Here is a 22052-nt window from a genome sequence, read left to right as displayed (position 1 = left end):
TAGGCTGCGCGCTTCCCGGGAGGAGTCGTGATGCGTACCTTGTTGAAATGGCTGTTGCGCCTGGTCCTGCTCGTGCTCGTGCTCGGCGGCGCGTTCTTCGTGCACGTCTGGTACTTCAAGCCGTATTCGATCGACTGGTTCTACGGACGCGTGTTCGCGCAATTCGCGCTGAAGAGCCCGGAGTTGCTCAGCAGCCTGCGCATCCTGCCGCCGTGGGCGGACTTCTACAGTGGCAAGCTCGACGACGCGTCGCCGCAGCACGAGGCCGAGATGGCGCAGATGGTGCGCGACGACCTCGACATGCTGCACCGCTACGACCGCACCGCGCTCGACCCGGCCGGCCAGCTGTCCTACGACGTACTCGACTACTTCCTAGCGATCCAGGTCGAAGGCGACAAATTCCGCGGCCACGATTTCCCGGTCAACCAGATGTTCGGCGTGCAATCGAGCCTGCCGAACTTCATGGCGCAGACGCACCAGGTCAACAATCGCCACGACGCCGACGCCTACGTCGCGCGGCTCGACCTGTTCCCGCAGAAGTTCGCCCAGGTCATCGACGGCTTGAAGGAACGCGAGGCGAAGGGCGTGGTGCCGCCGAAGTTCACCGTCGACGAAGTGCTCGCGCAGATGCGCGGCTTCATCGCGCCGCAGCCGAAGGAGCACATGCTCTACACGAGCTTCAAGGACAAGCTCGGCAAGCTGCCGGACGACGCGATCCCGGCCGCCGACCGCGACGTGCTGCTCGCGCGCGTCGCCACCTCGATCGAACGCAGCGTGTACCCGGCCTACCGCACCTTGATCGACCACTTCGCCGAGCTGCAGCCGAAGGTCACGCGCAACGACGGCGCGTGGAGCCTGCCCGACGGCGACGCCTACTACGCGTGGTGCGTGCGCATGCACACGACCACGGACATGACGCCCGAACAGGTGCACGCGCTCGGCCTCGCCGAAGTCGCGCGCGTGAGCACGGAGATGGACGCGATCCTGAAGGCGCAGGGCCTCGCCGAGGGACCGATCGGCCCGCGCGTGCAGCAGCTCGCCCATATGCCCGACGCGGCCTATCCGAACACGCCGGAAGGCAAGGACGCGATGCTCAAGCAGTACCAGGCGATCCTCGACGAGGTGAACGCCGGACTCGGCTCGGCGTTCCACGTGCGGCCGAAGCTCGGCGTCGTGGTCAAGCCGGTGCCCGCGTTCTCCGAAAAGACCGCGCCGGGCGCGTACTACGAACCCGGCTCGTTCGACGGCACGCGACCCGGCGTGTTCTACGCGAACATGCGCGACACCACCGAGAACCCGAAATGGGGCATGCGCACGCTCGCCTACCACGAGGGCATCCCCGGCCACCACTTCCAGATTTCGATCGCGCAGGAACTCCAGGGCGTGCCATTCTTCCGCCGCGTGCTGCCGTTCACCGCGTACGCCGAAGGCTGGGCGCTGTACGCCGAACGCCTCGCCTGGGAACTCGGCTTCGAGAAGGACCCGCTCGACGACCTCGGCCGCCTGCGCGACGAGATGATGCGGGCGGTGCGCCTCGTCGTCGATTCCGGCATCCACTACAAGCACTGGACGCGCGAACAGGCGATCCAGTACATGATGGACAACACCGGCATGGCCGAAAGTTCCGTTACCTCGGAGATCGAACGCTACTTCGTCGATCCCGGCCAGGCGCTCGCCTACAAGGCCGGCATGCTGAAGATCCTCGAGCTGCGCGAGCACGCCAAGCAGGCGCTCGGCGCGAAGTTCGAGCTCGGCGAATTCCACGACCAGGTGCTTACCCACGGCTCGCTGCCGCTCGCGTTGCTGCAGCGCGTGATCGAGGACTGGATCAAGCAGAAGCAATCGACGTGAGCGTACGCCCACGCCGGCGCAGCGACGCGAACGCGCCACTTCGCCGACCGCCGCATGAACGACCGATCGAGGCGCATGTAAGGACGCCCGCGCGCTAACGCAATCCGAATGCGCGCTCGGGCATCCTGCGCTTCCCGTGGCGACCGCACGCGGGCCCGCTGAGAAGCGCGCCGGGGACGTGGCGGCGTCGCGGACCAATCCGCCGTGCACGCGGCTCCGGCACCGGAGCCGTGTGTGTTCGCCGAACGGGTCGGCGCCGCATGCGCCACGGCGCGACCGATGCCCGCGCAACGGGAGAACGACTGCACTCCGCCCACAGGAGTATGCTTTTCGCTGCCCGCCTCCCCCGGGCAGTGCACTCGGCCCGGGACGCGGCGCAGCGATCGACACCCTTCGATCCGACCTGGGGAGCCGTCATGAACACTCGATCGAAAGCCCTCCGCGCAGCGGCCTATGCCGCCGGCGTGGCGCTCGCGCCCGCGGCGCAGGCGCAACTCTACGGCGCAAGCCCGTTCCAGAACCAGTTCTACAAGCTGGACATGGTGACCGGCGCGGCCATCACGACGAACGCCATCGATGTGCCGACGCGTACGATCACGGGCACCAATTCCGTCACGATCGACCCGACCACGAACATCGCGTACGCGGTCGTCAAGGCGAGCGGCGTCACCGGTCGCTTGCTCGTCACGATCGACCTCGACACCGCGGTCGGCGTCGAGATCGGCAACCTCGGCGACAACTTCTCGTCGCTCGCCTTCCGCGCCGACGGCCAGCTGTTCGGCGTCACCGGCGACGGTGCGACGGTGCCGGAAACGCTCTACCTCATCGACAAGGGCAACGCGAGCGTCACGCTCGCGAGTGCGCTCGGCAACGGCGCCGACGGCGAAGTCATCGCTTTCGAGCCGCGCGACGGCATGCTCTACCACTGGTCCGGCAACGGTACGGTCGTATTCGAGAAGCTCGAGTCCTCGCCGCCGTACACCGTCACGAACATTCCGATCGTCGGCGCGACCAACGGCGAAACCTTCGGCGCGGTGTGGGACGAGTGCACCGGCGTGTTCATCACGTCGAACATCAACAGTGCGTTCAACACCTTCGCGCCGGACGGCACGGTCACGCCGCAGTACGGCACCACGCCCGACGACGTCCGCGGACTTGCCCTCGTCGGGCCGAACAGTTGCGACGTCGACCTGTCGCCGACGCTGTCGATCGCGCCCGCGGAACCGACGCCGGCCGGTGCAGTCTCGCTCGACGTGCAGGTCCCCAACGCGGGCCCCGCGCGCGCGCTCGCGCCGACGTTGACGATCACCCTGCCCGCGTCGCTCAGCGCCGCGAGCACGACCGGCTGCGCCGAGGATCCGACCGGCATTCCCACCTGCACCCTGCCCGTGCTGTTCGGCGGCGATGTGGCGACGGTGACGATCGCAGCGACCTACGACGGCACGCCGAGTTCGCTCGTCACCGTGCAGGCGGCGACGACGTCGAACGACACGGACGCAGGCAACGACATCGCCACGCTCGCCATCGACGACACGATCTTCGCGAACGGGTTCGAACTGCCCTGAGCCCGCCGCGTCGGGCGAGGCGCGCGCGGATTCGCTTCGGCGAAGCCGCGTGCGACACTCGTGCCGACGCCACCGCGGAGCAGCACGATGAACGCTTTCCTCGTCCGGTTCGGCCCTGCTCTCGTCGGGCTTGCTGTCGTCGTCCTCGCCACCATTGCGTCCACGACGGTCGCCGCGCGCGCCCCGATGTGGGAAATGCGTCCGCCGCACGGCGCCACGCCGGGCGGCGGCGACTGCAACGACAACGATCCCAACGTCTATCCCGGCCATGTCGAGATCGTCGGCAATCGCGTCGACGACGATTGCGACGGGCTCGCCGACGAGGATGCGAACGACAACCCGTCGGGCGACATCAACGACCTCGACGGCGACGGCGTCAGCCTCGCGATGGGCGACTGCAACGACACCGCCGGCAGCATCCATCCCGGCGCCGTCGAAGTCGTCGGCAACTACGTCGACGACGACTGCGACGGACTCGCCGACGAGGACGCCGCGGACCATCCGTCGAACGATGCCGCCGACCACGACGGCGACCAGGTGATCATCGCGCCGGATCCGATCTTCGCGTCGGGATTCGAAAGTGCCGGCTGAGCGCGCGCGCCGGGCGACGCCGATCAACGGTGCAGGATCGCCTTCGTCGTCGCGTGGTCGATCGGCGCGGACGTGTGCTCGTGCGCGATCTGCCATTCGCCACCGACGCGCCGCAGGCCGAGCGTGATGCGATTGGTCAGCGCGCGCAGCGGCGTCCCGTCCGCGGCCTGCGCCGCGTAGGTGAGGATCGCGTGGCCGAACGCGAGATCGCCCATCGCCGTGCAGGCGGCCTCCTCGACGCCGACGACGACGCGCTCGTCGCCGAGCGAGGAGAACCAGTCCGTCGCCATCGTGCGCCACGCGTCGACGCCGCGCAGCGACCATGCACCCCACATGTCGAATACCTGGAGGTCGTCGGCGTAGAGCGCGACGAACGCGTCGACGTCCTTGGCGAGCACGGCCCGCGCGTAGCGCGCGAGGATCTCGCGGAGCGGGTCCGTGGCCGCGCTCACGGTGCCACCATGATGCGCGGCAGCGCCTCGTCGTAGGACTGCACGAGCTTCGGTTCCTGGATGTTGACGTCGGTGACGTATACCAGCATCGCGCGCGCGAGCGCGCGGGTGTCGTCGTTCTGGAACGTGCTCGGGCTGAACATGCCTTGCGCGAAGTTGTTCTCGTAGGTCTGGAACGTCTGTTGCTGCGTGTACACGCGGGAAATCGCATAGGCGATATCCTGCGGCAGGTACGACAGGGCCTGCGTCGCGAGCGCGAGGTCCCACGCGGTGTGCTCGAACACGACCGGCTGCACGCCGCGGAACTGCGTCGCGACCTGGAAACCCTGCATCGTCTTCGGGACGTCGCTCGCGAGGAAGGCGTCGATGTCGCGGGCGAGCCGCTCGTGGTAGGCGCGCACGTCGGCGACCGCCTTGCGGTTGACGCGCATCTCCTCGGCGAAATTGCGCAGCGCGTCGGCCGCGAGTTGGCGATGCTCGCGGCTCTCGCGCCACTGGTCGGCGAGCAGCGCGAGGAACACGCCGGCGCTGACGAGCGCGAGTTCGGTCAGCCATCCGAGCAGCGGGCGGCCGCGCAGGATCTCTTCGAGGCGCATGGGGTACGGGCTCCCGCCGGCCGTCGATGGCCGATCGTGCGATTGTATCGGCATGGCGCGCCGGATCGGCGACGACGCGCAGAATGCACCGTGGCGCGATACATGATCGTCTCATCCGCGACCCGCGCCACCGATCGCCGATGCAGGCGGGTTTTACATCGTCGCCTGCAAAGGACTAGAGTGTCGCCGACGCGATGCGACCGGCTCGTGTCGGTCATCCGCGGAAGGGGACGGGTTCGCATGGGTCGCGAGTGGCGACGCAAGGGGATCCTCGCGCTGGTATGCACGGCCCTCTTCTGGGTCGACGTGCCCTATCGCGCGACGTTCTTCGACATCCCGGCGCAGGGGTCGCTCGCGCACCTGCACGCAGGATGGCTGTTCGCCGTCGCCATGCTGTATCGCGACCGCGCGAGCCTGGCGGTCTGCGTGGTCGTCGCGTTCGCTTCATGGGCCTCGCGCGTCGCACTGTTCGAGGGCGGCGGCGCGCTCGTCTATGCCGGCGGCGCGCTCAGTTATGCACTTACCTACGCGGGCCTGCGCGCGGCTGCACGCTGGCTGGCTCCGTCCGCACGCCAGCCGTTCGTCTTCGCGGCGCGCGATCTGCCGGGCTTCGCGCTCGTCGGCATGCTCGCCTACCCGATCGCCGTCGCCCTGTTCGCCGGCCTCTACATCGAGCCGTACGCGGGCCCGATCGTGGCCGCCAACGAGGCGGCGCAGGTCCTGTTCGCCAAGCTGTTCGGCGTGCTCATCGTCAGCCTGCCGGTGATCGTGTTCGCGACGCACACGACGGGCGGGCGCAGTGCAGGTGAGGATGCGGTACGCGTGCCGTGGACGCTGCTCCTCGTCGGGATCGGCGTGCCCGCGCTCGCACTGCGGGTCGCACCGATCGATTCAGCGGCCGTCGATGCCGTGCTGACGGCCTTCACCGACTACCGCCTGCTCGTGGCGGCCCTGCTCGTGCTCGCCGCGAAACGATGCAGCCTGCGTTTCAGCATGACCGCGCTCGTGCTCGCCGAATTCCTGTTCGTCTGCGCGCTCGCCCGCAACGCCGGTCCCAAGACCCTGCTCGACACCGCGCTGCTGCTGCGCTTCGCGATCGAATGCGTGATCGCGCTCTGGCTCGTGCTCGCACTGCTGCTCTACGGCTACGAACGCGATGCCGCCGCGCAGCGGCACCAGCGCGCGAGCCTGCACGACCCCCTGTCCGACCTGCCCAACCTGTCGGCGCTGCGCCGCCGTTGCGCGATCAGCGCGCTGCCCCCGCTCGGATTCGTGCTGCTCGACCGCAGCGAATCGATCCTCGCCGGCCTCGGGCTGCGCGCGCAGGCGACGCTGTCGCGCTGGATCGCCGACCTGCTGCGCGACATCGGCGAAACCTACGACATCGGCACCGGCCATCTGGTCGTCCTCCTGCACGGTGATCCGCGCGGCGATGCGGCCACGGCGGCCTGGGACGCCGTGCTGCGCCGCCTCCACGGCGGCGAGTTCCTCTGGCTCGAGCGGCCGGTGCGCGTGTTGCCCTACCTCGGCGTCGCCGGCGAAGTCGACGGCGAGGGCTTCGAGGTGCGCATGGCACGCGCGTCCGACGTGGCGATGGAAGCGCGCGACCGCGGCGAGCTGCGACCGCTGCACGCGGGCTCGCGCGACGCGCGCGAGGCGTTTTCGACCCACGGACGCTCGCTGCAGGTTTCGACCAATGCGCTGGCGCGCATCCGCGCCGGCGAGATCGAGCTGTATTGCCAGCCGCTCGTCGCCCTCTCCGGACATGCAGCGGACAGCGGCGCCCACGGCGAGATCCTCTGCCGCCTGCAGGACGAGGTCGGCCGCCTGCTGCTGCCCGAGGAGTTCCTGCGCGAGCTGCAGGCGGACCGGCGGATGGCGGAACTCGACCTCGCGGTGGTGCGATCGCTCGACCGCTGGCTACGCAGGCACGACGGCGCGCGCCTGCCGATCAGCCGCCTCAGCGTCAACCTCGCCGGCCAATCGCTCGCCTCGCTCAGCTTCGCGCGCGACCTGCTCGCCCTCGTCGACGACTTCTCGCTGGTGCCGGGCGCTCTCTGCTTCGAAGTCACCGAGACCGCGGCGATCACCCATGCCGGCGACGCCATCGGGCTGCTCAACGCACTGCGCGAACGCGGTTGCTGCATCGCGATCGACGACTTCGGCATCGGCTACCAGTCATTCGAGCGCCTCAAGCAGATACCGGCGAACGTGATCAAGATCGACGGCAGCTTCGTGCGCAACCTCGTGCGCGATCCGCGCGACCTCGCCACCGTGCGCGCGATCGTCGCGATCGCGCGCGCCTACGGCGCCGAAACCGTCGCCGAGTGGGTCGAGGACGAACCCACGCTCGTGCTGCTGCGTGAACTCGGTGTCGACTGGGCGCAAGGGTTCCATCTCGCGCGTCCACGGCCGATCGACGAGGTGCTGCTCGCTCCGGCGGGCGCCACCGCATCCGGCGAGGCGCACTGAGGCGTCGGCGGCACCTAGGCCGGCGCCCGTGCGTGCCGATCGAAACGCGCGAACGAAACCAGCCGATCGCACGGGTGCGCACGCCGCCGCAGGCGCGCGGCGATCACGTCCGCGCCGAGGCGCGCATAGGCGATGCCGTTGCCACCGTAGGCGAGCGCGAACAGCACGCGCGGGCCGTGCTGCGCGTGCGCGTCGAAGAACGGCAGACCGTCTTCGGTTTCCGCGAACGTGCCGGCCCAGGCCCACGCCGGCTCGATCACCGTGCCGAGTCGTCGCCCGGCATCGCGCGCGAGCCGGTTCGCCTTGGCCGCAACGCGCGCGTCGCGCACGGCTGGTACGTCGCTGCGGTCGTCCGCTCCGCCGACGAGCACGCGGTCGTCATCGGTCACGCGCAGGTACAGGTACGGCCGGGCCGTTTCCCACGCGAGCATGCCGCGAAGGCGCGCGAGATCCGCGCGAGGATCGGTCACGAACGCGTAGCTGCTGCGGTTGCACGCGACGCGCGCGTCGAGCCAGCACTGCGATTCGTAGCCTCCGGCGACGACGAGGTGGCGTGCGCGCACGCTTGCGCCACGATCGGTGTCGACGCGCACGCCACGCGCTCGCACCGCGAAGCCGGTCATCGTCGTACGGTCGAACACGCGGCCGCCGCTGCGCACGATCGCGCGCAGCAACGCGTGGCAGCTCCGGTATGGATCGAGTTGCGCCGCCGGCCGGGTGAGGATCGCCGCGGCGGCGTCGATGCCGAATCGCCGGTGCAGCGCATCGTGTTCGAGCCAGTCCGCGCGCAGCCCCGCATCGCGACGGCGCTGCCACTCGCTGCGCAGGCGATCGCGATGGGATTCGCGTGACGCGAAATAGAGGCTGCGCGCTCGCCGGAATCCGATGCCGCGGAAGCGCGCCATCTCGCTGCACAGCACATCGAGCGCCGCCGCGCAGGATCGATAGGCGACCTTCGCCGCGTCGCTGCCGTGACGCGCGGCGAGGTCGCGCATTTCCGTATCGAGTTCGTACTGCAGCAACGCCGTGGTCGCCGCCGTGCTGCCCCAGCCCACCTCGCGCCGGTCGATGAGCACGACTCGATGGCCGTCGAGCTGCAGGCGTCGGCCGATCAATGCGCCGCCGAGGCCCGCGCCGACGATCGCGACGTCGCACTCGATCGGGCGATCGAGTGCGGGAAAGGAACCGATCAGGCCGCTGCGGACCGTCCAGAACGGATAGCCGCTCTTGAGGTCCACGCCTCAGCGGCTCGAACTCGCGTTGAGGCGAGCCATGCTCGCCGGCTCGGGCACGCGCGTCATCCACGGCCACCAGGCATCGAATTCGGCATGCGACACGCGGCCGTCATGGTCGGCGTCCGCGTTCGGCAGGTCCTCCTGCAATGCGACCGCGTGCTGCCGTTCGAGTTCGTCGAGCGACAGCGCGCCATCGGCGTTGCTGTCGAGCGCGGCCCATGCCGCGTCCGACGACGCGTGCGAACCACCGTCGCCGACGTGCATGCCGGGGGTCGCGCACGCGCCGAGCGCGACCGCGGCCATCATCGTCGCTACATGCGCGAGAAGCCTCACGATGCGGTCCTCCGCCACGGACCCGCCGTCGCGTGCCGATCTGCGGTATGCGTACGCGCCGGTGCGACGGCTGCGGGCGCGAGCAGCGGCCGGATCGGCACGAACGGCAGAGCGCGCGAGCGCGCGAGCTTGAAGATCGGCAGCAGCAGCGGCATCGCGCACATCGGCGCATCCTCGCGGGAATCGACGACGGCGACGCTAGCGCCCGCGCGCGGAGCGGTGCCTGAATGCGCTGCGCGGTGTTCATGCAACGGCCAGTTTCCTGCGCGATGCCTCGTCTCAGGGCCGCGATGCACGGCCCGCCCCGCTTCGGCGTCGCCACAGCGCCGCGAGCATCACGGCGACGACGAGCAGGTTGAGCACGAGGCTGCCGAGGCCGATCCAGCCGACATGATGCCGGACGCCGGCGACTTCGAACGGAACGTAGATCGCACCGCTCGCCGCCGCGAGCACTTCGGCCCAGGCAGCGCGCCGGAACAGGCCCCAGGCTTCGACGAAACGCAAGGTCGAATACGCGGCCGCGCCGCAAGCGAGCCACAGCAGGTGCGCATCCTGCAGGTGCCCCGCCGCTTCGATGAAGATGCGCGGATAACGCGATGCCGGGTTGAGGTGCGTGTGACGCACCAGCGCCTCGGCGATCGCGCCGACGTCCTCGTGCACGAGTATCGCGAGACCCGACGCGGCGACCAGCACGATCGCGCCCTTGAATGCCTCGACGGCGGCGACCACGTCGATGGCGCGGTGACCGCTCACGGAAACCGGCCGCCGCGGGACGGCGCCGATGACGGCTTGGCCCGGGCCTTCTCCTCGGCAGCGCGCTCGATCATGCGGGCGATCGCCGCGTACCCCTTGCGGCGCGCCACGTCGAGCGGCGTCTCGAGCTGCGGCTTGTCGTAGACGCTCGTGATCGACGGGTCAGCACCCGCCTCGAGCAGGAGTCTCACCACTTCGACGTGCCCCGCAGCAACGGCGATGCCGAGCGCAGGCGGATCCGTGCAGCACCGGTGGTCGACCCATGGCTTGTGCGCGAGCAGCAATCTCACGAGCTTCGCGTCGCCGTCTCCCGCAGCCGTCTGCAACGGAGAATCCACCTCGCTGGCGTGACTCGCGAGCACGTCGGTCGACGCGGGCGCGTCGACCGGCGCGCCGCGATCGAGCAATGCCCTCACGAGCAACTCGTCGTGCGCGGCCGTCGCATGGCAGAGTGACAAGTAGTCGATCACCCGATCGCGGGAGGCTGCCGCGGCCGCACCGGTCGAACCGATCAGCAGCAGGAAGGCGAGCGCCTTCACGGATCACCGCCGAACTCCGCCGCGATCTCGCGCGACGCCAGCCGCTTCGCGATCCAGCCGTAGAGTCCGGCGAAGCCGATCGCGAACACTGCGCTGAAAGCGACGATCGCCGCGACGAACGCCGTCATGTCCGGCCCACCCTTGACTGCGTGGAACTGTTCGCGCATAGACGAGAACATCGCCACTTGCAGCAGCACGCTGCCGATGCTCCAGAGCATGCCGAGCAGCATGAGGCCGATGAATACGAGGCGCGCCCAGTTCCTGCGCAGCAGCAGGCCGATCGAAGAAGCAAGCGTGAGTGCCGACACCAGCAGCACCGCGAGGATGAACAGGCGCAGGTGGCCGAGCATGAACGCCGCGAGCGGCGGCGCGCCCGGTGGCGGAGCGCGCATCGCGGCTTCGAACTCGGGTTTCGAGAACACGGTCGCGACCATGATGTTCTGCAACGCGCCGACGAAGGTGGCGAAGCCCGACAGCACGATGAAGATCCATGCGACGACGGTGACGAAGGTCGAGCGGGTGTTGGTTGCGGTCATTCCGGTTCCCGGGTCGAGGCCGCCGCGTTCCGGCACGATCGGCGGCGCCGCGCGACGGCGCCGCGCGAACCATGTCACGAGACGTCGGGCGTCCCGCCAAGTATCCACGCCGGCCGCGCCTTCTCCAAGGCGCCGCGCGGGTCAGCCGTCCGGACGTGCATGGCGCGCGCCGCGCCCGATCGGGAAAGGCGCATACTCCGCCGGTCCGTTTCGGAAGGGGATCCGGATGCGCACGCATCGCTTCGCCACGTCGGCGCTCACCGCCGTGATGCTTTCCGTTGGCTTCGCCACGACCGCAGCGACGACCCGCGCGAGCCTGCCGATCGCGACGGTGCCATCGCCCGCAGCGAACGCGCCGGCAGACCTGCGCGCGCTGGCGGAGGCGCGCCTGCCGCGGATCGTCGCGCCGAATCGCGTCGGTGGTGTCGCAGCGACACGCAATCCTGGTTCGCCGCTGGACACCGCACCGGCCGGCGGCGTGTGGCATGGCTTCGGCGGCTTGCCGGAAGGCTGCGGCGGCACCATCGGCGCTTCCACGTTCGCCGCCAACGGCGATCTCTACGTCGCAGGGAGCTTCGGCATCTGCGGCGACCAGCCGGCGACTTCCATCGCGCGCTGGAACGGCAGCACCTGGTCGGCGCTCGGCAGCGGAACGAACTCGCGCATCGAGGCGATGGTCGCGATCGGCAACGACATCTACGTCGCCGGCCAGATCAGCGATGCGGGCGGCGTGCCGGTCAGCGGCGTCGCGCGCTGGGACGGCACGCAATGGCACGCGCTCGGTGACGGCGTCTCCGGCTTCGGCGGCAGCTATTTCGTCTACGCGCTCGCCGCGAGCGGCAACGATCTCTACGTCGGCGGCCGATTCGAGAGCGCAGGCGGCCAACCCGCGGCGTCGATCGCGCGCTGGAACAGCGTGACGCAAACCTGGTCGACGCTCGGCAGCGGCATGACGCGCGTGCTCGGCACCGCGTCGGTGCGCGCGATCAGCGTGTACGCCGGCGTCGTCTACGCCGGCGGCGACTTCGACCACGCCGGGGGCGTGCCTGCGAACCACGTTGCCGCGTGGGATGGCAATGGCTGGTCGCAGCCGGGCGAGGGATTCGACGACGACGTCTACGCACTCGCGGGATGGAACGGTTCCGTCTACGCGGGCGGCAGGATGCAGGCGAGCGGTCTCACGCCGATCGCTCATCTTGCACGTTTCGACGGCGACGACTGGGTCGAGATCGGCGGCGGCGTCGATGGTCCCGTCAACGCACTCGTCGGCACGCTGTCCGGCCTGTTCGTCGGCGGCGACTTCGACGATGCCGGCGGCGCGCCGCACGAGAACCTCGCGCTCTGGAACGGCAGCGCGTTCGGCGACGTCGGTGGCGGCGTGCAGGCCGGATTCGGCGCCGTGAGCACGCTCGCAGCCGGTGTCGTCGCGGTCGCGGTCGGCGGCGACTTCCGCCAGGTCGGTGGCAGCACGCCCGCGCATTTCATCGCGCTGTGGAACGGCACCTGGGCCGCACTGGCCGCGCCTGCGGGACAGGGCTTGTTCGCCTCCCCGCTCGCCGCGGCGAGCTACGCGTCCGAACCGTGCTTCGGCGGCTTCGGCGAGATGCACACCGGCACCGGCTCGATCGCCTGCTGGGACGGCAATGCGTGGGCGCCGCTGATCTCGGCGGAGATCCCCGCTTTCACGAACGCGCTGGCCGCCTCCGGCAACGACCTCTACATCGGCGGCTACTTCTATCCGGACCCGGGCAGCTGCTGCATCCGGCGCTGGGACGGTGCGATCGCGCACGATCTCGGCGAAGGCACCGACAGCGGGCCGATGTCGATCTTCGTCGACGGCACCGACGTCTACGCGAGCGGCTGGTTCGGCGGCGCGGGCGGAATCAACGTCAACAACGTCGCGATGTGGGACGGCGTGGCGTGGCACGCGTTCGGCGCCGGCATCGATTCCGCGCCGAACGCGGTCGCCTGGTACCAGGGGCGCCTGTACGCGACCGGCTATTTCACCGATGTCGGCGGCGTGCCGATGAACTACATCGCAGCCTGGAACGGCAGCGCCTGGGTCGACGTCGCCGGCGGTCTCGACGGCCAGGGCATGGCGCTCGCGGTCAGCGACGGCTACCTCTATGTCGGCGGCTACTTCTCCCACGCCGGTGGCGTGCCCGCGAACAGCATCGCGCGCTGGGACGGCACCCAGTGGTCGGCGGTGACCACCGCGCTCGGCAACGGCGTCACCTACATGGACATCTACCCCGGCTTCGTCACCTCGCTCTCCGCGTCGCCGCGCGGCTTGTTCGTCGGTGGCTCGTTCGACAAGGCGGGCGGCGCGCGCGCCGTGGGCGTCGCACTCGTCGACGGCAGTGGCGTCCATGCACTCGGCTACGGCAACAACGGCATCGATGCCAGCGGCTACGTCAGCGCGATCACCGTACGCGACGACGATGTGTTCATCGGCGGGCTGTTCGCGCACGCGGGCGGCTGGCTGTCGGCGAACGTCGCGCGCTTCGCCCTCGTCGACGACATGGTCTTCGCGAACGGCTTCGAATGAGCCCGGCCGTCGCCGGTGTGCTGCCTCACGGTTCCCGTACCGGCAGTGCGAACGAGAACGGCGCGACGTCGTCGCCACCGTCGAGCACGTCGACGAGGCGCTGTAGGAACGCCGGCAGCGAATCGGCAACCGTTTCGGTTTCCTCGAACTCGGGTTCGCAGCCGTAGACGACGGCACCGCGCCGCTCGCCGTCGAGCGCGAGCGCGAAATACTGATAGCTGCCGTATACCGACAGGAGCAGCGGCACGTGCGCGCGCCAGAAGGTTTCGACTTGCGCCTGCGCGAGCGCATCATCGGCGGCCGCTTCCATCGACATGCGTTCGAATGCATCGAACGCGAAGCCCTCGACCTCGCCTTCGCGTTCGAGGTCGGTGCGGATGCCGTCGAGCGTGACGAACCAGGCGCGATCGGCGGGGTCGACGCAACTCGCGAACGCGCCCATCCACGCGACGAGCGCATCGGGCAACGGCGCGACGTAGCGCGTGGCGAACTCCGCTGGCAGCGTCGCTCGCGTGGGTGCCTCGATGCGCCAGCCGTGCCGTCGCAACGCGGCGACCACCACGTCGACCGCAATCGCGTCCGCGTTCACGCGGAGGCGAGGGCGTCGCGGCATGCGCGCGCGATGACGATTTCCTCGTCGGTCGGCACGACCAGCACGGGCACGCGCCCAGCGCCGATGCGTTCGGCGTTGCGCGCGTTCGCCGCGGCATCGAGTGCGACGCCGAGGAAGCCGAGCGGTGCGCAGACGCGCTCGCGCACGGCAGCCGCGTTCTCGCCGATGCCACCGCTGAACACGAGCGCGTCGATGCCGCCGAGCGCTGCGGTCATCGCCGCAACCTGGCGCGTGCAGTGGTAGGCGAACAGGTCGACCGCCTCGCGCGCCTCCGCCGCGGGGCTCGCGAGCAGCTCGCGCATGTCCGCGCTGATGCCCGACACGCCGAGCAGGCCGCTGTCCTGGTACAGCATCTTCTCGACCGCGGCCGGCGTCGCCGCACCGGCACGCAGCAGGTGGAACGCGACGCCCGGATCGAGCGGACCGCAACGCGTGCCCATCGGCAACCCGTCGAGCGCGGTGAAACCGAGCGAGCAGTCGATCGAGCGGCCGCCGTCGACCGCGCACACGCTCGCGCCGCTGCCGAGATGGGCGATGACGACGCGGCGCGCCTTCGGTTCGAGCCGGTGCGCTTCGCCCGCGAGGTAGTCGTAGGAAAGGCCGTGGAATCCGTACCGCCGCACGCCCTCGTCGTGCAGCGCGCGCGGCAGCGCGAAGCGGCGCGCCACGTCGGGCCACTGCGCGTGGAACGCGGTGTCGAAGCATGCGAGCTGCGGCACCTGCGGCGCGCGCTCGCGCAGGCGGCGGATCGCCGCGAGGTTGTACGGCTGGTGCAACGGCACGATCGGATCGAGCGTTTCGAGTCGCGCGAGCATGGCATCGTCGACGCGCACGGGGGCAGTGTAGGACATGCCGCCGTGCACGACGCGATGGCCGACGATCGCGAGCGCACGATCGCCGAACTCGGCGTCGAACCAGCGCAGCATCGCGTCGAACGCTTCGGCCTGGCCGGCATCCGCGGGCAACGGCAACAGGCGCGTTGTTTCGCCGGGGCGCACCGCGCGCAGGCGCGGACCGCGACCGATGCGTTCGACCTGGCCGCCCCCAAGCCGCGACAGGCGCGTGTCCACGCCGAACACGGCGAACTTGAGGCTCGAGGAACCGGCGTTGACGACGAGCAGCACGGAACTCACGACGCAGGCCTCCGGGGTTGCGCGAGCAGGACCGCGAGCGCGCACGAAGCCAGGCGGATGCGCACGCTGTCCGCTCGGCTGGTTAGGATGATCGGCACGCGGGCGCCGAGCACGACGCCGGCCGCGTCGGCGCCCGCGAGGTAGACGAGCTGCTTGTAGAGCATGTTGCCCGATTCGAGGTCGGGCACGACGAGCACGTCGGCGCGACCGGCGACCGGCGAGTCGATGCCCTTGATGCGCGCCGCCTCCTCGCTGACCGCGTTGTCGAAAGCGAGGGGGCCGTCGAGGACGCCGCCGGTGATCTGGCCGCGATCGGCCATCTTGCACAGCGCGGCGGCTTCCACCGTCGAGGCGATCGCCGGATTGACCGTTTCCACCGCCGACAGGATCGCGACGCGCGGGCGTTCGTAGCCGACGCGGTGCATGAGATCGATCGCGTTCTGCACGATGTCGGCCTTCTCTGCCAGCGTCGGCGCGATGTTCACCGCGGCGTCGGTGATGAGCATCGGCCGCGGGTACATCGGCACGTCCATGAGGAACGCATGCGAGACGCGCCGCGCGGTGCGCAGGCCGTTCTCGCGATCGAGCGCGGCGTGCAGCAGTTCGTCCGTGTGCAGGCTGCCCTTCATGACAGCGTCGACCTTGCACTCGCGCGCGAGCGCGACCGCGGCCGCGGCCGCCGCATGACTGTGTTCGACGTCGACGCGCTCGACGCCGTCGAGCGAGAGGCCGGCCTCGACCGCGAGCGCGTCGATGCGCGCACGCGGCCCGACCAGCACGGGCACGATGAGATCGGCATCGCGCGCCTCGATCGCCGCTTCGAGCGCCTCGCGACTGCACGGATGCGCGACCGCGACGCGGATCGGCGGCAATGCCTGCGCGGCGCGCAGCAGGCGCTCGTAGCCACCGTGCGCGTGTTCGTCGATCGGCGATGTCGCCGGCGGCACTGAAGGCATGGACGACTCCGCTCTCCCCGTGGTCACCCATCCTACCGTGGAACGCGGCCCGCGCGACCGCCCGCGCGACCGCGGACGGACGTCAACGCGGCGCGCGGAAATGCAACAGGAAGCGCACGAGCCACGTCGCCGCGAGGATGCCGAACGCGACCAGTCCGCCGAACATGAGGCGCTCGTCGAGGTGCGGTGGCGTGCGCGCGTGCGCGCGCACGACGAGCGTGTGCACGTAACAGAGGAACACGCAGAGCAGGATGCCGTAGCCGGCGCACTGGTCGGCGAGCCAGGCACGCGTCTGCGCCACGCGTTCGGGCGCGAGCCAGTAGTGCTTGTTCGGCAGCGACAGCAGCGCCGCCGGCATGCGCCCGACCAGGCGCATCGGCAGCACGATGAGCAGCGGCAGCACGGTCGCGACGCCGATCATCAGCGTGAGGTACGCGCCGCGCGTCATCGCTCCGTCGGCGGCGCCGCCGGCTCGGAAATGCGCGGCGACCACGTCCGGCAGCGCGCTGCCGGACGCGAGGATGTAGAACGCCGCCAATACCACGACCAGCAGCAGCATGCGCGTCGTCGTCATCATGTTCGTCCCCTGCCCGCGCCGGCATTCTCCGCGCTGCGGTGGGCCCGCGCAAATCCTGCGGATGCCGGAGCGCGACGCGCGCTGCGTCGCCCGTGGGGATCATCCGCCGTCGATCGGCGACCTCATCGACGCGTGCACTTCTCGTATTCGCTCTGCGTGACTTCGTCGTTGTGGTTGATGTCGCAGGCAGCGAAGTGCTGGCGCAGCCACGGGTCGTTGCGCGCCTGTTCGAGCTTGATCGCACCCGCCTTGTCGGTATCGAGCATGCCGAAGTCGAGCGGCTGCGGTGCCGCGGGCGGCGCGTTCACGGTCGAACCGGTGGCCGGCAGCGGGTTGCCGTTCGCGTCGCGCGGCACGTCCTGCTGGCGGTTCGCGTTCTGACGGCCGTCGTTAGTCGGCGTACCGATCGGTGGCGGCGTGGCGTTCACCGGTGGCGTCGCGGTGTTGACCGGCGGCGTCGACGGCGCGGGCGGCGTCGACGTGTTCACGGGCGGCGCTGCGGGCGGCGGCGGTGGCGGGCTCGTCTGCGCGTTGGCGACGGCGAAGCCGACGAGCAAGGCGGCCGACAGTCCGAGCGTACGGAAATTCGCGAGGATGGGATTCATGACATGGGGTCTCCGTTCTTTGGATGGCGAGGCTCGGCCTATTCGCGCACGACGACGAGCACGTCGCCCCGCGCACCACCGGGCGGCGTATCGCGATGCGCTTCGCGCACGTCGAGCCGGACCGGGTCGATGCCGCGCGCGTCGAGGTAGTCGCGCACGACCCGTGCATGCGCACGCGGCAGGCCGCGGTCGCCGTAGGCGACGATGCTCACGTTCGCGCGCGGCTCGTCGTCGAGCGCACGCGCGAGGTTCGTCAGCGAGCGCTCGCCACTCGCGGTGAGCCCGGTTTCGCCCGGGCCGAAGTTGAAGTCGGCGAGGCGCACGACGAGGCCGCGTTCGTCGACCGAAGATTCGCTGCCGACCAGCTCGCGCTGGATCGCGAACAGGCGCGCGCGCGAATCGGGCAGCGGCGCGCGCTCGCGCATGTCGAGGTCCTGGCTCGCCGCGACGACGCGCATCTCGCCGCGCACGCCGCGCGCGCCGAGGCGGTCGCGCTCGAAGCCGAGCTGCTCACCGCGCGCCTCCGCGTCGCGCGCGAGCGCGCTCGCCTCGGCGACCTGCTGCAGCTTGTCGGTGAGATACACGCCTTGCTGGTACGAGCGCGAATCGAGCGCGCGCGCATTCGCCGACAGGGCCGCGAGCGCGGCATCGGCGTTGGCGAGTTCGACACCGCCGTTCGCGGCGATGCGCGGATCGGCGTGCAGGCGATCCTGTTCCTGCTGCAGCCGCACGATCTCCGGCGGCGGTCCGTGCGGCGTCGTCGCGCATGCGGCAACGCCGGCGATCGCAGCCGCGAGCAGCAGGGGCCGGAGAGGCGCGATCCGCATCATCGAGGACGAACGTTTCATGGCGCACCTCCCGTCTCGGCGCGCAGCGCATCAACGCTGCGACGGATCTCTTCGGTCGCCGCCTCGGCGCGTTGCTGGCGCGAGCGCGCCGAGGCGAGATCACCGTTCACTTTCGCGCGTTCGGCGTAGTACGCCGCGTCGTTCCACTCGCGTGCGTCGGCCGCGCGCTGCGCGACCTCGAACGTCGCGTGCGCTTCGTCGAGGTCGCGCGGCGCGTAGCGCATCGCATCGTCGCGCTCGGCCGCCTGCACGGCGGTCGCGGCCTGCGCGAGCTCGAGTTGCGCGGCGTCGCGATCGATCGCCTGCGCGAAGCCGCACGATGCGGCGAGCGCGACGGCGAGGACACTGCGTATCGTGTTCATGGGTTCTCCGGACCATTCGTGCCGGGTCGGCGGATCGAGCCTGGAGCGCGCGAGTTGAACGCCGCCGAAACCCGGCGCGCGCGCTTCAGGCTTCGTTTCCTTTCGCGCGATGCGCTAGGCTGCGCCGACCCTCGCGGGAATCTCCATGCGCCCTTGGTCCCCGTCACGCCGCTTCGCCCTCGCCGCGCTCGCCTGCACGGCCGTCTTGCGCGTCGCCGGCGCTGCCGGCGTCGCGATCGTCGACGTCACCGTGGTCGACGTCGACGGCGGCCGCGACGCACCTCATCGCACCGTGCTCGTCGACGGCGATCGCATCACCGCGATCGTGCGCGCGAGCGACGCGCGCATTCCGGACGGTGCCGTGCGCGTCGACGGTCGCGGCCGCTGGCTCGTGCCGGGGCTCGTCGACATGCACGTGCACCTGTTCAACATCGTGTCGCACCGGGCGCCGAACGACTGGGCGCTGCCGCTGTTCGTCGCCAACGGCGTCACCGGCGTGCGCGAGATGAACGCGGACGCCGCGTCGATCGCGTTGCTGGAGCAATGGCGGCGCGAAACGGACGCCGGCGAGCGGATCGCGCCGCGCGTGCTCGCCGCGGGCATCGCCGCGTGGGTGCGCGAGGCGTCGGACGCACCGGCGGCGATCGCCGCGATCGGCGACGGCGGCGCCGACTTCGTGAAAGTGTTCTCCGAGGTCGGCGCGCCGCAATGGCAGGCGATCCTCGCCGCCGCGCAGGAGCGCGCGCTGCCGGTAGCCGGCCACGTGCCGGCCTCGGTCACGCTACTCGAGGCGGCCGCGCGCGGCCAGCGCACCGACGAGCATCTCATGCAGGCATACGAAGCGTGCTCCTCGATCGAAGACACGTTGCTGCGGGAGCGCGCCGGACTCACCGGCGACGCGCTGGCCGCGCTGCGCGACGCGCAGGAATCCCGCGCCCTCGACGCCTTCGACCGCGGCACGTGCGCGCGCATCGCGCGGCGCCTCGCGGCGAGTGGCCAGTGGCAGGTACCGACGCTCGTGCTGCCGTGGGTGGAAACGCATCGCGGCACGGCGCCGGACGCGGATCCGCGCTGGCTCCTTCTGCGCGCGGACGAGCGCACACGCTGGTCGCGCATCCTCGGCGACATCGCCGCGCATCCGGATCCGCTCGCGCGGCGGCGCTGGGAGGTTTCGCGCGCGATCACCGCAACGTTCCACCGCGCGAAGGTGCCCATCATGGCAGGCACGGACGCGCCGATGCCCGAGGTGTATCCCGGCTTCTCGCTGCACGACGAACTGGAACGGCTCGTCGACGCGGGCTACGCGCCACGCGATGCATTGCGCGCGGCGACGCTCGCGCCTGCGCGCTTCCTCGGCATCACCGCGACGAGTGGAACGGTCGCCCCCGGCAAGCGGGCCGACCTCGTGCTGTTCGCGGCCGATCCGCTGCGCGACGTGCGCAACACGCGCCGGATCGACGCCGTGCTGCTGGGCGGACGCCTGCTGCGTCGCGCCGACCTCGACGCATTGCTGCGTCCAGGCCCGCCGCGCGACGATGCGCGCTAGTCGCCGATCTTCACTGCCGAATCGAACCCCGGGTGGTCGCGCCGCAACGCGACCGCACCCTTCATCCAGCACTGCTCGGAGGCACGGTTGAATGAAACCGCCTTGCAGTGCGCGTCGCGCGCGCATTCCTGCAGGCAGGCGTCGATCGTGCCGGAGACGAAGTCCTTGTAGTCGGATCCGAAGCGGTCGATGTCGCGCTCGATCGCCGACATCGTCGGCGGGGGCGGGGGTGGCGGCGGCCGGTTGCCGAACTTCACGCCGAACACGCCCGGGATGCCGACCTCCTGGATCGTGATCCCGAGATAGGCTTGCCAGGCGACGATGCCGAGCACCAGCAGCCAGACGAAACCCGCGACACGCCCCGTCGACCCGGACATGATCTTCTTCCCGAATCTCCCACGATGCGGGCGCGCAACCCGCTTGGCGCGCGCCCGCAGCATGCCGAGGTTGCATCGCCGCCGCTCGCCGCACGAGCGGCAAATCGCGCGGGCGCATGTACGAAAATTCCGACGCGAGCCCCGTCGCCTCGCCCGTGCACGCCCTGGCCCGATGCCGGCGTATCGCCGGAGCACGTCGGGGTGTAGGATCGTTCCGCGTTACGTCGTCCCGCGCGTCCCGACCGACTTCTCTCGTCGTCCGCTTCGCTCCCATCCACGCGTCTCCGCACCGAGCTCCGGTGCGGCGTCCACCTGGAGCGCCCATGCACGACCACGCGACGCGCTGCACCCGCCCTCGCATCGGCCACCACGCCGCTCGCCGGCAGCGACGTCCGGACGCGACGACATCATTTCGCTTTCGTTGCTGCGAGCGCGCCACGCGCATCCGGCCATGAGCCGCGACCGCAGCGTCCATTGCCACGACTGCGATGCGGTGTGCTGCCGCCTCACCGTCGTGCTTTCGGCAGAGGACGTCGTGCCCAGCGCCTACGTCGTGCACCGCGGCGACCTCGACCTCATGGCGCACGGCGAGGATGGCTGGTGCCTCGCGCTCGACCGCGAGCGCATGTGCTGCAGCATCTACGCACAACGTCCCGCCGCATGCCGACGTTTTTCGATGGGCGGCCCATATTGCCTCGCCGAACGCGCGGCCTACGCGGCCGGAACGCGGCGCATACCGATCACCCTGATCGGCTGAGCATGTCGCCGACGCGACGGCGCGCGCGCCGGGTCTGCGGCGAGCAGCCGCGTGATCGCCCTGCGGGATCCGCGCGATCTCGATCACGCTGCGTGCAACGCAGCCAGCGCGACCGCGGCAGCTTCCTTCTGGTCCTTGCCCCACGGAGCGCCCGCCTGCTTGCCGAGCGCGGCGATGCGCGCGTCGAGCTGCGCCCGCGTCGCGCCGAGCACACGCGCGGCTTGGTCGAGCGCCGCCTTCTCCGAGAGCGTGAGCGGCACCCGGCCGCACGCGCGCGCGCCTGCGACGAGCACGTCGCGGAACAGTTCGCCTTCAGCCTGGTGCATGCGCACGTGCACGGCGAGGATCTCGGCCGTGCTCCAGCCGGGCATGCCCGGCCCCACCAGCACGCCGCAGGCGCGCACGACGTGTCCCGCCGACGCGAGGCGGGCGATCGCCGCGCCAACGCCGTCGACGGCGAGCCGATGCGCGTCGGCGATGTCGTGGTCGATGCTCGCCTGCGCCGCCATGGGCGCGAGTCCTTCGGCCGCGTGGTACGGCGCGAACGCGCCCGGCGGCAGCAACGGCATCTGGGAGCGCTCGAGCACGAGCCGGGCATCGCCACTCGCACCAATCGCGACGAGGATCGCCCTGCCCGTACGCGCCTTCAGTCCGACCGCAGCGTCCATCGTGCGGCGATGATGCGCCGCGTCGTGCACCACGGCCAGCCGTGCAAAAAAAGGGCCGCCCGCGAGGGCGACCGAATGTTCCGAGCAGAACGGCACGAGTCTGCGCGGTCGACGTGACACGGTGGCGACATGCGCGCCG

24 protein-coding genes are annotated in these 22052 nt (G+C 70.5%); 7 read left to right on the top strand and 17 right to left on the bottom strand.

Features of this window, described 5'->3' with window-relative positions; genetic code table 11:
- Positions 1 to 30: 30 nt before the first annotated feature.
- From FHW12_RS14995 to FHW12_RS21635, 3 genes are all read left to right on the top strand, one after another.
- Complete coding sequence (locus tag FHW12_RS14995) at positions 31 to 1851, top strand: DUF885 domain-containing protein (protein ID WP_182531854.1); 1821 nt, start codon at positions 31 to 33, stop codon at positions 1849 to 1851.
- A 416-nt stretch (positions 1852 to 2267) separates the two neighbouring features.
- Positions 2268 to 3416 carry a DUF11 domain-containing protein gene (locus FHW12_RS14990; RefSeq protein ID WP_182531853.1) on the top strand — a complete coding sequence of 383 codons (1149 nt, stop codon included), beginning with the start codon at positions 2268 to 2270 and terminating at the stop codon, positions 3414 to 3416.
- An 87-nt stretch (positions 3417 to 3503) separates the two neighbouring features.
- Complete coding sequence (locus FHW12_RS21635; RefSeq protein ID WP_182531852.1) at positions 3504 to 4007, top strand: putative metal-binding motif-containing protein; 504 nt, start codon at positions 3504 to 3506, stop codon at positions 4005 to 4007.
- Positions 4008 to 4030: 23 nt separating this feature from the next.
- Here the strand turns inward: FHW12_RS21635 and FHW12_RS14980 are convergent, their stop codons facing one another.
- Together FHW12_RS14980 and FHW12_RS14975 are read right to left on the bottom strand one after the other, a co-directional pair.
- The gene (locus tag FHW12_RS14980) at positions 4031 to 4459 is read right to left on the bottom strand and encodes a nuclear transport factor 2 family protein (protein ID WP_182531851.1); all 429 of its coding nucleotides are present in this window, start codon (positions 4457 to 4459) and stop codon (positions 4031 to 4033) included.
- Positions 4456 to 5055: a hypothetical protein gene (locus FHW12_RS14975; RefSeq protein ID WP_182531850.1), complete on the bottom strand. Its 600-nt coding sequence runs from the start codon at positions 5053 to 5055 to the stop codon at positions 4456 to 4458. The genes FHW12_RS14980 and FHW12_RS14975 overlap by 4 nt, the downstream gene beginning before the upstream one ends.
- A gap of 240 nt (positions 5056 to 5295) precedes the next feature.
- On the opposite strand from FHW12_RS14975, the gene FHW12_RS14970 reads away from it, so the two are divergent.
- A complete protein-coding gene (locus tag FHW12_RS14970) occupies positions 5296 to 7527 on the top strand; it encodes an EAL domain-containing protein (protein ID WP_182531849.1) in 2232 nt (743 codons plus the stop codon).
- Between the two features lie 14 nt (positions 7528 to 7541).
- On the opposite strand, the gene FHW12_RS14965 is transcribed toward FHW12_RS14970, so the two are convergent.
- The 6 genes from FHW12_RS14965 to FHW12_RS14940 all read right to left on the bottom strand — a co-directional run bounded on the left by FHW12_RS14965 (position 7542) and on the right by FHW12_RS14940 (position 10923).
- On the bottom strand, positions 7542 to 8765 hold the full coding sequence (locus tag FHW12_RS14965) for an NAD(P)/FAD-dependent oxidoreductase (RefSeq protein WP_182531848.1): 1224 nt from the start codon (positions 8763 to 8765) through the stop codon (positions 7542 to 7544).
- Between the two features lie 3 nt (positions 8766 to 8768).
- Positions 8769 to 9095: a hypothetical protein gene (locus FHW12_RS14960; RefSeq protein ID WP_182531847.1), complete on the bottom strand. Its 327-nt coding sequence runs from the start codon at positions 9093 to 9095 to the stop codon at positions 8769 to 8771.
- Positions 9092 to 9250 carry a hypothetical protein gene (locus tag FHW12_RS14955; RefSeq protein ID WP_182531846.1) on the bottom strand — a complete coding sequence of 53 codons (159 nt, stop codon included), beginning with the start codon at positions 9248 to 9250 and terminating at the stop codon, positions 9092 to 9094. Before FHW12_RS14955 ends, FHW12_RS14960 begins: the two co-directional genes overlap by 4 nt.
- A gap of 124 nt (positions 9251 to 9374) precedes the next feature.
- Entirely contained in the window at positions 9375 to 9848 is a 474-nt protein-coding gene (locus FHW12_RS14950) for a DUF2127 domain-containing protein (protein WP_182531845.1), read from the bottom strand.
- Entirely contained in the window at positions 9845 to 10387 is a 543-nt protein-coding gene (locus FHW12_RS14945) for an ankyrin repeat domain-containing protein (RefSeq protein WP_182531844.1), read from the bottom strand. Before FHW12_RS14945 ends, FHW12_RS14950 begins: the two co-directional genes overlap by 4 nt.
- A complete protein-coding gene (locus FHW12_RS14940; RefSeq protein ID WP_182531843.1) occupies positions 10384 to 10923 on the bottom strand; it encodes a hypothetical protein in 540 nt (179 codons plus the stop codon). Before FHW12_RS14940 ends, FHW12_RS14945 begins: the two co-directional genes overlap by 4 nt.
- Positions 10924 to 11149: 226 nt before the next feature.
- Here FHW12_RS14940 and FHW12_RS14935 point away from each other — a divergent pair, with 226 nt between their 5' ends.
- Positions 11150 to 13471, top strand: coding sequence for a hypothetical protein (locus tag FHW12_RS14935; RefSeq protein WP_182531842.1), 2322 nt, complete (start codon positions 11150 to 11152; stop codon positions 13469 to 13471).
- 25 nt (positions 13472 to 13496) lie between these two features.
- On the opposite strand, the gene FHW12_RS14930 is transcribed toward FHW12_RS14935, so the two are convergent.
- From FHW12_RS14930 to FHW12_RS14900, 7 genes are all read right to left on the bottom strand, one after another.
- A complete protein-coding gene (locus FHW12_RS14930; protein ID WP_182531841.1) occupies positions 13497 to 14060 on the bottom strand; it encodes a hypothetical protein in 564 nt (187 codons plus the stop codon).
- Complete coding sequence (locus tag FHW12_RS14925) at positions 14057 to 15217, bottom strand: acetate/propionate family kinase (protein ID WP_182531840.1); 1161 nt, start codon at positions 15215 to 15217, stop codon at positions 14057 to 14059. Before FHW12_RS14925 ends, FHW12_RS14930 begins: the two co-directional genes overlap by 4 nt.
- On the bottom strand, positions 15214 to 16173 hold the full coding sequence (locus FHW12_RS14920; RefSeq protein ID WP_182531839.1) for a bifunctional enoyl-CoA hydratase/phosphate acetyltransferase: 960 nt from the start codon (positions 16171 to 16173) through the stop codon (positions 15214 to 15216). Before FHW12_RS14920 ends, FHW12_RS14925 begins: the two co-directional genes overlap by 4 nt.
- Before the next feature lie 82 nt (positions 16174 to 16255).
- Positions 16256 to 16750 (bottom strand): hypothetical protein, encoded by a 495-nt coding sequence (locus FHW12_RS14915; RefSeq protein ID WP_182531838.1) that lies wholly within the window; start codon positions 16748 to 16750, stop codon positions 16256 to 16258.
- A gap of 122 nt (positions 16751 to 16872) precedes the next feature.
- Positions 16873 to 17355 carry a hypothetical protein gene (locus FHW12_RS14910; RefSeq protein ID WP_182531837.1) on the bottom strand — a complete coding sequence of 161 codons (483 nt, stop codon included), beginning with the start codon at positions 17353 to 17355 and terminating at the stop codon, positions 16873 to 16875.
- A gap of 38 nt (positions 17356 to 17393) precedes the next feature.
- Positions 17394 to 18203, bottom strand: coding sequence for a hypothetical protein (locus FHW12_RS14905; RefSeq protein WP_182531836.1), 810 nt, complete (start codon positions 18201 to 18203; stop codon positions 17394 to 17396).
- Positions 18200 to 18565, bottom strand: a complete 366-nt coding sequence (locus tag FHW12_RS14900) for a DUF4398 domain-containing protein (RefSeq protein WP_182531835.1) — start codon at positions 18563 to 18565, stop codon at positions 18200 to 18202. The genes FHW12_RS14905 and FHW12_RS14900 overlap by 4 nt, the downstream gene beginning before the upstream one ends.
- Positions 18566 to 18710: 145 nt before the next feature.
- Between FHW12_RS14900 and FHW12_RS14895 the strand changes: the two genes are divergently transcribed.
- Entirely contained in the window at positions 18711 to 20111 is a 1401-nt protein-coding gene (locus FHW12_RS14895) for an amidohydrolase family protein (RefSeq protein WP_182531834.1), read from the top strand.
- Here the strand turns inward: FHW12_RS14895 and FHW12_RS14890 are convergent.
- A complete protein-coding gene (locus tag FHW12_RS14890; RefSeq protein WP_182531833.1) occupies positions 20108 to 20488 on the bottom strand; it encodes a PAN domain-containing protein in 381 nt (126 codons plus the stop codon). The two genes, FHW12_RS14895 and FHW12_RS14890, sit on opposite strands and share 4 nt — an antisense overlap.
- A gap of 451 nt (positions 20489 to 20939) precedes the next feature.
- On the opposite strand from FHW12_RS14890, the gene FHW12_RS14885 reads away from it, so the two are divergent.
- Positions 20940 to 21245 carry a YkgJ family cysteine cluster protein gene (locus FHW12_RS14885; protein WP_182531832.1) on the top strand — a complete coding sequence of 102 codons (306 nt, stop codon included), beginning with the start codon at positions 20940 to 20942 and terminating at the stop codon, positions 21243 to 21245.
- 83 nt (positions 21246 to 21328) lie between these two features.
- On the opposite strand, the gene FHW12_RS14880 is transcribed toward FHW12_RS14885, so the two are convergent.
- Positions 21329 to 21913, bottom strand: coding sequence for a hypothetical protein (locus FHW12_RS14880; protein WP_182531831.1), 585 nt, complete (start codon positions 21911 to 21913; stop codon positions 21329 to 21331).
- Positions 21914 to 22052 lie beyond the last annotated feature (139 nt).

The organism is Dokdonella fugitiva (assembly GCF_014138265.1).
Taxonomy (GTDB): domain Bacteria; phylum Pseudomonadota; class Gammaproteobacteria; order Xanthomonadales; family Rhodanobacteraceae; genus Dokdonella_A; species Dokdonella_A fugitiva_A.
Note: the sequence above shows the minus strand (reverse complement) of the source record. Positions and strands in the feature narration are given on the sequence as shown.

Excerpts from the sequence above, each read along its gene's own strand:
- FHW12_RS14995 (WP_182531854.1), top strand. The coding sequence starts at position 31 with ATGCGTACCTTGTTGAAATGGCTGTTGCGCCTGGTCCTGCTCGTGCTC.
- FHW12_RS14990 (WP_182531853.1), top strand. The coding sequence starts at position 2,268 with ATGAACACTCGATCGAAAGCCCTCCGCGCAGCGGCCTATGCCGCCGGC.
- FHW12_RS21635 (WP_182531852.1), top strand. The coding sequence starts at position 3,504 with ATGAACGCTTTCCTCGTCCGGTTCGGCCCTGCTCTCGTCGGGCTTGCT.
- FHW12_RS14975 (WP_182531850.1), bottom strand. The coding sequence starts at position 5,055 with ATGCGCCTCGAAGAGATCCTGCGCGGCCGCCCGCTGCTCGGATGGCTG.
- FHW12_RS14970 (WP_182531849.1), top strand. The coding sequence starts at position 5,296 with ATGGGTCGCGAGTGGCGACGCAAGGGGATCCTCGCGCTGGTATGCACG.
- FHW12_RS14955 (WP_182531846.1), bottom strand. The coding sequence starts at position 9,250 with ATGCCGCTGCTGCTGCCGATCTTCAAGCTCGCGCGCTCGCGCGCTCTG.
- FHW12_RS14940 (WP_182531843.1), bottom strand. The coding sequence starts at position 10,923 with ATGACCGCAACCAACACCCGCTCGACCTTCGTCACCGTCGTCGCATGG.
- FHW12_RS14935 (WP_182531842.1), top strand. The coding sequence starts at position 11,150 with ATGCGCACGCATCGCTTCGCCACGTCGGCGCTCACCGCCGTGATGCTT.
- FHW12_RS14920 (WP_182531839.1), bottom strand. The coding sequence starts at position 16,173 with ATGCCTTCAGTGCCGCCGGCGACATCGCCGATCGACGAACACGCGCAC.
- FHW12_RS14915 (WP_182531838.1), bottom strand. The coding sequence starts at position 16,750 with ATGATGACGACGACGCGCATGCTGCTGCTGGTCGTGGTATTGGCGGCG.
- FHW12_RS14910 (WP_182531837.1), bottom strand. The coding sequence starts at position 17,355 with ATGAATCCCATCCTCGCGAATTTCCGTACGCTCGGACTGTCGGCCGCC.
- FHW12_RS14905 (WP_182531836.1), bottom strand. The coding sequence starts at position 18,203 with ATGAAACGTTCGTCCTCGATGATGCGGATCGCGCCTCTCCGGCCCCTG.
- FHW12_RS14900 (WP_182531835.1), bottom strand. The coding sequence starts at position 18,565 with ATGAACACGATACGCAGTGTCCTCGCCGTCGCGCTCGCCGCATCGTGC.
- FHW12_RS14895 (WP_182531834.1), top strand. The coding sequence starts at position 18,711 with ATGCGCCCTTGGTCCCCGTCACGCCGCTTCGCCCTCGCCGCGCTCGCC.
- FHW12_RS14890 (WP_182531833.1), bottom strand. The coding sequence starts at position 20,488 with ATGTCCGGGTCGACGGGGCGTGTCGCGGGTTTCGTCTGGCTGCTGGTG.
- FHW12_RS14885 (WP_182531832.1), top strand. The coding sequence starts at position 20,940 with ATGAGCCGCGACCGCAGCGTCCATTGCCACGACTGCGATGCGGTGTGC.
- FHW12_RS14880 (WP_182531831.1), bottom strand. The coding sequence starts at position 21,913 with ATGGACGCTGCGGTCGGACTGAAGGCGCGTACGGGCAGGGCGATCCTC.